This window comes from Frankia sp. CoBUL1 (genome assembly GCF_978021245.1).
Window position 1 is genome coordinate 1 of the sequence record NZ_CDXDOS010000148.1, and the last position, 8,288, is coordinate 8,288.

Genomic DNA, 8,288 nt, shown 5'->3' on the forward strand with positions numbered 1-8,288 from the left:
GGCCTGAGTGGCGGTGGGTGGCGGTTGCGGCGTCATCGGGTGGAGACACGCGGGTTCCCCGCCGCGGTCGTCCCCCTTCTATCACTGTCAGTGATAGAAGGGGGGCTGCCCGAGGGGTGCGCAGTGTCGTTGTCGACCGATAGCGGTACGTGACGCCCATGGCCCGGCTTTCCTTACTCACGGGTGGTGGTTGGAGTGACCAGGCGGGTCGTCGTCGCCGGTGGGGCCGGCTTCCTCGGAAGCCATCTCTGTGACCGCCTGCTGGCTCGGGGTGCCGAGGTGATCTGCGTCGACAACTTCCTCACCGGCCGGCCGGACAACATCGACCATCTTCGGAGGTATGGCGGGTTCCGCCTGCTGCGGCGGGACGTGACCGAGCCGATCGACGTCACTGGCCCGGTCGACGCCGTGCTGAACTTCGCATCCCCCGCGTCCCCGGTGGACTATCGGGCCCTGCCCCTGGAGACCCTGTCGGTCGGTGCGTCGGGTACCGCGAACCTGCTGGATCTGGCATATCGCAAGAACGCCCGGTTCCTTCTGGCCTCCACCTCGGAGGTCTATGGCGACCCCCGGGTCCACCCCCAGCCGGAGGAGTACTGGGGCCACGTCAATCCGATCGGTCCGAGGAGCATGTACGACGAGGCCAAGCGCTTCGCCGAGGCGTTGACCACCGCCCACCGCGCCACCCACGGCACGTCCACCGGGATTATCCGGATCTTCAACACCTATGGGCCGAGGATGCGCGCCGACGACGGGCGTGCCATCCCGACCTTCATTGCGCAGGCCCTGCGTGGCCAAGCCGTCACCGTTGCGGGCGAGGGTCGCCAGACCCGGTCGCTGTGCTACGTCGACGATCTGGTGGAGGGGGTCGTGCGCATGCTGGACAGCGACCTTCCCGGTCCGGTGAATCTCGGCAATCCCCAGGAGATGACGATCATTGATGCGGCGCGGCTCGTCGTGGAGGTATGCGGGGCTGACGTCCCGATCACCTTCGTTCCGCGACCGCAGGACGACCCCACCGTGCGCTGCCCCGACATCACGCTGGCGCGGGAGGCGCTTGGATGGCGGCCCCTGGTGGACGTACGGGACGGGCTTGCCCGCACCGTGGCCTGGTTCCACGGACGTGTCGAGCGGCGGCGGTCCCCGTGGCTGGTGCCCCGTCAGGAGCCGCCGGCAGGCTCGGACGTGCTTAGCGGTGACCGCGACGGGTTCACCGTGCGGACTGGTGAACCGGGGCCGGCGGTCAAGGTGGGCGAGGACGACGCGACGGATTCGTGACCTCAGTACATTGCTCTTTGTAAGACGTCGACTACTTTAAGTATGTGACTCAGGATGGCTCTGGAAACCTCGCTGCGATCTCCGGGCATCGTGCCGGTCCGCTGCGCTGGCGGCTGGCGGGACGTCTGGCCGCGGGCCTTCCCAGCCCGCGCGGTCGTGGCTGGCCGACCCGATGGATGCAGGACCCTGCGAACGCCTACAGCGGTCCCCGCTATCGGCCACCAGCGCTCGCGCCGGTGTTCGACGCGGTTCTGCGCCCCGGTGACTGTTGCTATGACGTCGCTGCTGGCCTCGGGATCTACACCCTGTGGGCGGCCGGGGTAGTGGGAGCGGCAGGCGAGGTGCATGCCTTCGAGGAAGCACCGCGCACCGGGGCGACGCTCGCGGCACTGGTCGAGCGCAGCCGGCTCTCGAGTGTCCACCTGTCCACTGCCGCGGTGGGTGCCAGTGCCGCGGTGGGCGTCGCGCCCATCCCGGGCGCGACGCCCATCACCCTCGATGCCCACGCCGCGCGGCACCGACCACCCGCCCTGGTCAGGATCGGTGGTGAGGCCGAGAGCCTCGACGTGCTGCGCGGCGCCGGTGAGCTCCTACGGGCGCATCGGCCGGCCCTCCTGCTGGCGATGCCGCCCCGCCCCGCCCGCTGCGGCGGAGACCGTTCCGGCGAGAACAGCCACCGCGGCGAAGGGGATCGGCGGGCTGCCGGGGAGAATCCCGGTGAGCTGGTCTCGCTGCTGGCCGCCGCCGGCTACCGGATCCTCAATCTGAGCCGGCACGGGCTGACCGGGCAGGGCGTCTTCTCGCCGAACGTGCTCGCGCTCCACGACGGCTGGGAGCGTTTCGAACAGGTCGCCGTCACCCTGCGGCGTACGCCGCTGCCCCGCGACCGGACGGCGTGAGGTTCGGGCATGCCTGATCTTCTCTGCTGGCGAACTCTCTGCTGGCGGACGTCCCGGGCCGCCTGCCCGCTCGCGGGATGTCCGCGGCGCCACTCAGGCACGCCTGCCGGCGACGCCTCGCCGATCCCCTCGGGTGCGCCGTGGTGATCGCCCCGGCCGTGCCGGGTGGGAGGGTTGCCCACCCCGTCCGCCGTCCGCCGCTGCTGTGGCTGATGATCGTGATGGTCGGCGTGGTGCCGTGGTTCGTCGAGGCGCTCCGGCTGCCGTCCGAGCCCGACCGGGTGGTCCTGCGCTCGGTGGCGTTCACGTTCGAATGCCTCGCCGCGCTGCTCCTGGTCGGTGCGCGAGCGGGGCGTGGTTACGGGCTGGGGTTGTTCCGTCTCGGCCCCTGGTACCTGCTGTGGACCGGGATGTCGTTCGGGCTGGTGTCACTGGTCTGGCACACCCCCCAGCTGGACACCCCGCAGATCCATCTCGACGGCGTGCTGCGGGCACTCGCCCTGGCGAGCCTCGCCCTGCCGCTGTGGACCTGCGGATACCTGCTCGGCCCGGGCCGGCTGGTGACGCGCGCGGCCACCCGGTTTGCCACCGCGGCGGCGCCCGGGACCGGTACCCGGCTGCGCGACCGGAGCGTGCTGTGGATCCTGTGCGGGATCTCGGTGGCGGCCCGGGTCCTGCAGATTCTCCTGGGCCAGTATGCCTACCTGGGCGACGCGTCCCAGAAGGTCTCCGAGGCGAGTGCCTACGCCCAGCCGCTCACCCTGCTCGGCGGCCTCGGGATGTCCGCCCTGCTCATCGCCGCCGTCGATCTGGCCCGGGGCAGGGAAGACGGGGGCGGGGGGCGTCGGCGGACCTTCGTCGCCCTGCTGTCCGTCGAGATCCTCTTCGCTGTCGCCAGCGGGATGAAGGGGGTGTTCGCGACCAGCGTGTGGGGAGTGCTGATCGCGTTCTCCGTCGCCCGCGGCCGGCTTCCGATGCGGTGGATCGTCGCGGCCGCCGCCATCTTCGTCCTCGTGCTGATTCCCTACAACGCCTCCTACCGGGCCCAGGTACGCGGCCAGAGCCACACCATGGACGCTCGGTCGGCGGTGTCCATGGCGCCGACCGTGCTGGGCCGGACGCTGGCCGGGGACGCCCCCGCGGGGGAAGGCCCCGGGGAGTCACCGTTGGAGTACCTGACCTCGCGGATGCGAGGCATCGACAGTCTGGCCATCGTCGTCCAGCTGTCTCCCGACATCGTTCCCTACCGGGACATCAACGAGCTGTTCCTGGCTCCCGTCCTGACCGCCGTGCCCCGGGCGGTCTGGCCCGACAAACCGATCAGGGCCACCGGCTACGAGTTCAAACAGCAGTACCTCTCGGGGAACGCCCGGATCTACTCCGCGGCCGCTGTCTCCCCCCAGGCCGACCTCTATCTGCACGGGGGCTTGCTTCCCCTGCTGGTCGGCATGGCACTACTGGGCGCCGGTTTCCGACTGATCGACGAGGCGTGGGACCCGATGAAGGATCTACGCTACATCGTGATCTTCGTTCCGCTCTTCCTCCAACTGGTCAACTCCGAGAGCAGCGTGGGGGACCTCCTCGCGGCGTTGCCCATCCAGCTGGCCGTGCTGTTCCTGACGGCACGCTTCGCCTACGGTGGCGCCCGGCCCGCAACGAAGGGAAAAAATCTTGCTTATGGACGCCAGTGATGTTCTTTACCGAACCAAGATCTCGATCGCCGGTGCCCTGACGTCCCCGGCGGTGGGAACGGTCATCGCGGCGGCCACCCGCAACCGGGTCCCCAACCACGGGCTGCGTTTCGACGTGGCTGACCGCGGCTTCACCCCGCAGGCGCGGGCGGCGCTGTTCTGGCGGCTGTACGAAGGGGCCGAGATCCGGATGATCCGCCGTCATCTCACGACCTCGGGCACCGTCGTGGAACTCGGTGCGAGCCTGGGCATCACCAGCGCGCATATCGCCTCGCGGCTGGCACCCGGCTCGCGGCTGGTGTGCGTGGAGGCCAATCCCCACCTCATCGAGGGCCTCACGCGACGCCTGGCCGCGTACGCCGGGCACATCACCCTGGACGTGGAGAACAGGGCGATCACGCAGGCCGTGGGTCCGGTGGCGTTCGCCCTCGTCGGGAACAACCTCGGTTCCCGGTTGTGGGACGACGCGTCACGGCGGAGCGTCACCATTCCGGCGGCCACGCTTCGGGACCTGCTGGTACGCAAGAGGATCGCGGAGTTCGACCTCGTCAGCGACATCGAGGGTGCGGAGGCGTCGTTCCTGCTGGGGGATCCGGGCGCGCTGGACCGGTGCCGTCGAGCGGTGTTCGAGATGCACGACACGACCTTCGAGGGACGGCCCGTCACCGCGGCGGACCTGCTCGACGCCGCGCGTGGACTGGGCTTCCAGGTGGTCGACCGCCACGGAGTGGTGGTCACGCTCAGCCGGGACGGGTGAGCTCCCCCGTGCCGGCCGCCTTCTCCCGCCGGTCGGCTCCCCCCGCGGGGTCCGACGGACCGATCGGCCGGTCCTGGGCCGGGCGAGGACGCGGGACGGAGCGGGCCTCGCGTGTCCATGTACTCCACCGGGACGCCCGGGGTTCCCCGGGCAGGGTCTGGTCGATGTCGGGGATGCGGGCGAGACCGTCCACGACGCCGCGCAGGCCGCAGTGGACGCGGACGATTCCGCGCCGGCGCACCAGCTCGGACACGGCGACCCGGGGCAGCACTGCCAGGAGCAACCAGGCGGTCACCAGTGCCACCTGCCGCGGGCGGCCGTGGATGCGGGCGAACCACAGCCGGTTGCGCACCGTGTAGTAGGTGTAGCCGTTGCCGGGTACCGTCCCCCCACCGGTGTGCCAGGCCTGGGCCGGACTGACGAGGACACGCCACCCGGCCGCCCGAGCGCGGTGGCAGAGATCCACGTCCTCGTAGTACAGGAAGTACCGAACGGCCATCGGCACCTGCCGATGACACTCGGCCTTGACAAAGGTGATCGCGCCGGTGACCCACGGCACGTCATCGGCGTGGTCCGTGGGGGTCCGGCGGGCGCGCGGCACGGTGAAGACGCGGGTGAGCCCGGCGAAGCCCGGATGCAGACCGTCGGCGTTGACCAGAGTGGGTCCGACGATGCCCACGCCCGGGCGGGACAGTAGTTCCAGACAGGCATCGACGGTGGCCGGCACGAGCTGGACGTCATTGTTGAGCAGGAGATAGCAGTCGGTGGCCGGATAGGCGTCACACGCGTGCCGGAAGCCGCCGCCGAAACCGAGGTTGCCGGGGGGGACGAGCCAGGCCGTCTCCTCCCCGAGGCCGTCGGGTCGTCCTCGCAGGTCGTTCGCCACCACGACGACCTCGCTGATCTGAGGCATCGCCGCCAGCTGCGCGGCCAGATCCATCGTCGGCCCGGTCGGCCCCCAGTGGACGATGACCGCCGTGGTCCTCATGCGCGCACCAGGGACTCGGGAACTTGCCCGGACGTGGGTCGCGGGGTGGAGGGCGGGACGTCTGGCACGGCCAACGTGGACCAGGGTGCCGCCATCAGGGGCCGCCGGGCCGGCGGCGGAACCTCCGCGTCGACGATGCGGTACCCGTGCCCGCGCAGCAGGTCGCCGACGGCCTCGGCATTGCGTCCGGTGACCTCGCAGATCACGGTCGGGCGGATGTCGCCCAGAAGCCTGCGCCCACCGCTGAGGACCGCGTGCTCGGCCCCCTCCACGTCGATTTTCACGACGTCCGGTGCCGGGAAATGGGTGAGCAGGCCGTCCAGAGTGAAGGTCGGCACGAGCTGTGCCGCGCGGGTGCCGCCGGTCTGGCTGCTGCCGAATCCGTCCAGATGGCTGGTCGCGCGGTTGCGACTCGCGATGTGGAACGTGCTGATCCCCGGGGCCGCGCCGACCGCGGCGGGCAGGATCTTCACCGTGGCGCGGCCATCGGTGGCCGATGATCCGCCGTGGCGTGGTGACCGTGTCTGCGACCGGCGCAACATCCCGACCAGCCAGGTGTCGGGCTCGACCGCGACGACCGTGCCGGACGACGTCGCGGCGGACGCGGCGGCGAAGGCGAACAGTCCCACGTTCGCGCCGATGTCCCAGACCACGTGGCCGGGGCGCACGACCTCGCCGACCAGGTCGGTCAGGACCGGATCGACGGCGGCGAGACTGGGGCGCAGATACTTCAGACCCGCCTCGGAAGAGACGTAGATGCGCGTCGCCTGGAAGGGAGGCGGCAGGCGGCGGGCCACCACCAGATGGTGGGTGAGCCGTTCCGCGAGAGGGCGTAGGACGGACAGGGTCGGCACGGTGTTCTCCTGTCGGGCAGTTTGTTCGGTTTCGTGGTAATGCGGTGCGACCGGGGCGGGTCAGGTCCGGGTGTGCGTCAGAGGCGGGCGGGCGACGATTCCGTGTCGCCGGAGCGCAGGTTGCCGGAGCGCGTGCCGCCGGAGCGGACCTCGTGGACGACCGTGGTGCGTACCGCGACAGGCAGCTCGGCATCGATCACGTACGCGGCGGTGTACGCCGGCACCGTACGGCTCCATCCGACCGCCCGGTGGGTGGAGCGCACCACCCACCGCCCCGGTCCGCCGGCCCGCAGGACCAGCCGCCCCTGGGAGGTGGTCACCGTGAGCGCATCCGTGGCCCCGCTCCGGGTGGCCGCGTTCCGGCTGGTCCCGATCGAGGTGGTCCCGATCGAGGTGGTACTGGTTCGCCTGGTATCGGCCGCCGCAGCGGTGACGGACACCCCGGGGGCGAAGTGGAACAGCACCTCGACGTGGTGGCGGCCCTCCCCGGTGATCCGATCGTCGACGGACAACCCACTCGGGTCGAGTCGCCACGTCCGCCAGTGCACGGGTCGCCCGGGAAGGTGGCGGTAGCCGTCATGGCCGGCGGCCAACATCGCCACGTTTTCGTGGTGGCACATCGTGACAAGAGTGGGACGGGCCCGGCGGCCCGCCCGGAACGCGCCCCAGACCTCGGTCGAGTCGGCGTGATCGACGATGACGGTCGAGTGGGCGGCGGTACCGCGTTCGGCGTCCCGATCCGGTCCGGGGGCGTAGGTCGAGGTCCCGGTATCCACCAGGAGCGGCCGGCCGTCGTGCCAGAGCAGAAACGCGAGGGTGTCGGCGTGGGCGTGGGCCGGAAGGTCCTCGGGACAGGGCAGGCCCACGTCGGCGAGCAGATGCCACGGTCCAGCCGTCAGCACGGCGAGACCGCTGTCGACCAGCAGAAGGCCGTCGGCCCGGTCAGATGCGGGCGTCCGCGGACGGGGCACGGTCCCCACAGTCGACTGCGACGTCGAGGTGGGCATCTCGGCCAGGCGCGGTGCCGGGATCGGAACGGGACCCGGACCCTGGACGGCGATCGGCGTCGGTCTTACCGGAGCCGGGAGAAGCAGCCGCAGGGCCTCGGCGGGCACCGCGAACCCGTCGTTGAGCGTGGGAACCACGCCGTCCGGTCCGAGTACGGCCGTCAGCCAGGCCCGCATCCTGCCGGCCGTGTCGAGCAGGGCGCCGGGCACCACGTGGCCCGCCGCGGTGAGCAGCCCGGCGACGTCGTCGAGGTCGGCCAGCACCTGACAGTGATAGGTGGGGGAGCGCTCGTAGTGTCCACCGTCGCTGAGGACCTGCCGATCGAGCTCGCGCAGCAGCGCGTCGACCCATCGTCGGCGGCCGCGGGCGTCGTCATCGGCGACCGCCAGCCCGATCAGCGCCTTGTAGTTCTTCAGCAGGTGGTTCCCGCCGACGTCGGTCTCCAGATGAGTGCGCAGGAAGGACCGGCAGACGCCGAGGTCGGCGAGGACCGCCATCTCGGCGGGCGTTCCCCGCGCGAGCCGGGGCCACAAGGCACACAGCGTCCAGGCCCGGAGCGACACGACGTAGGGCGACCAGGCAACCGGATCGCCCAGGGCCACGGAGGTCCGCCAGGCCAGATACAGCCGGGCGAACATCGCCGGCCCCTGGACAGCCTCGGTGGTGAATGCCCATGCCCAGTCCCAGTAGTGCAGATGGTAGCGCCACAGCAGCGGAGCGTCGGCCTGCCTCCAGTCCCATCGGGCGGGGGCCGCGGCGGCGCCGGCCCCCGCCCGATGGGACTGGAGGCAGGCCGACGCTCCGCTGCTGTGG

The 8,288-nt window shown here is 71.0% G+C and carries 7 protein-coding genes; 4 read left to right on the forward strand and 3 right to left on the reverse strand.

Going from position 1 to position 8,288, the window contains the following annotated elements; all coding sequences use genetic code 11:
• Nucleotides 1-195 precede the first annotated feature (195 nt).
• The 4 genes from AC08OX_RS11770 to AC08OX_RS11785 all read left to right on the forward strand — a co-directional run bounded on the left by AC08OX_RS11770 (nucleotide 196) and on the right by AC08OX_RS11785 (nucleotide 4,625).
• Nucleotides 196-1,278 carry a UDP-glucuronic acid decarboxylase family protein gene (locus AC08OX_RS11770; RefSeq protein ID WP_476607855.1) on the forward strand — a complete coding sequence of 361 codons (1,083 nt, stop codon included), beginning with the start codon at nucleotides 196-198 and terminating at the stop codon, nucleotides 1,276-1,278.
• A 44-nt stretch (nucleotides 1,279-1,322) separates the two neighbouring features.
• Nucleotides 1,323-2,177, forward strand: coding sequence for a class I SAM-dependent methyltransferase (locus AC08OX_RS11775; protein ID WP_476607856.1), 855 nt, complete (start codon nucleotides 1,323-1,325; stop codon nucleotides 2,175-2,177).
• Nucleotides 2,178-2,317: 140 nt separating this feature from the next.
• The gene (locus tag AC08OX_RS11780; RefSeq protein WP_476607857.1) at nucleotides 2,318-3,868 is read left to right on the forward strand and encodes a hypothetical protein; all 1,551 of its coding nucleotides are present in this window, start codon (nucleotides 2,318-2,320) and stop codon (nucleotides 3,866-3,868) included.
• Nucleotides 3,855-4,625 (forward strand): FkbM family methyltransferase, encoded by a 771-nt coding sequence (locus AC08OX_RS11785; RefSeq protein WP_476607858.1) that lies wholly within the window; start codon nucleotides 3,855-3,857, stop codon nucleotides 4,623-4,625. Before AC08OX_RS11780 ends, AC08OX_RS11785 begins: the two co-directional genes overlap by 14 nt.
• Here AC08OX_RS11785 and AC08OX_RS11790 read toward each other — a convergent pair.
• The 3 genes from AC08OX_RS11790 to AC08OX_RS11800 all read right to left on the reverse strand — a co-directional run.
• On the reverse strand, nucleotides 4,609-5,613 hold the full coding sequence (locus AC08OX_RS11790) for a glycosyltransferase (protein ID WP_476607859.1): 1,005 nt from the start codon (nucleotides 5,611-5,613) through the stop codon (nucleotides 4,609-4,611). The genes AC08OX_RS11785 and AC08OX_RS11790 overlap by 17 nt on opposite strands.
• On the reverse strand, nucleotides 5,610-6,467 hold the full coding sequence (locus AC08OX_RS11795) for an FkbM family methyltransferase (protein ID WP_476607860.1): 858 nt from the start codon (nucleotides 6,465-6,467) through the stop codon (nucleotides 5,610-5,612). Before AC08OX_RS11795 ends, AC08OX_RS11790 begins: the two co-directional genes overlap by 4 nt.
• Before the next feature lie 77 nt (nucleotides 6,468-6,544).
• A partial coding sequence (locus tag AC08OX_RS11800) for a heparinase II/III domain-containing protein (RefSeq protein WP_476607861.1) occupies nucleotides 6,545-8,288 on the reverse strand: 1,744 nt, incomplete at its 5' end.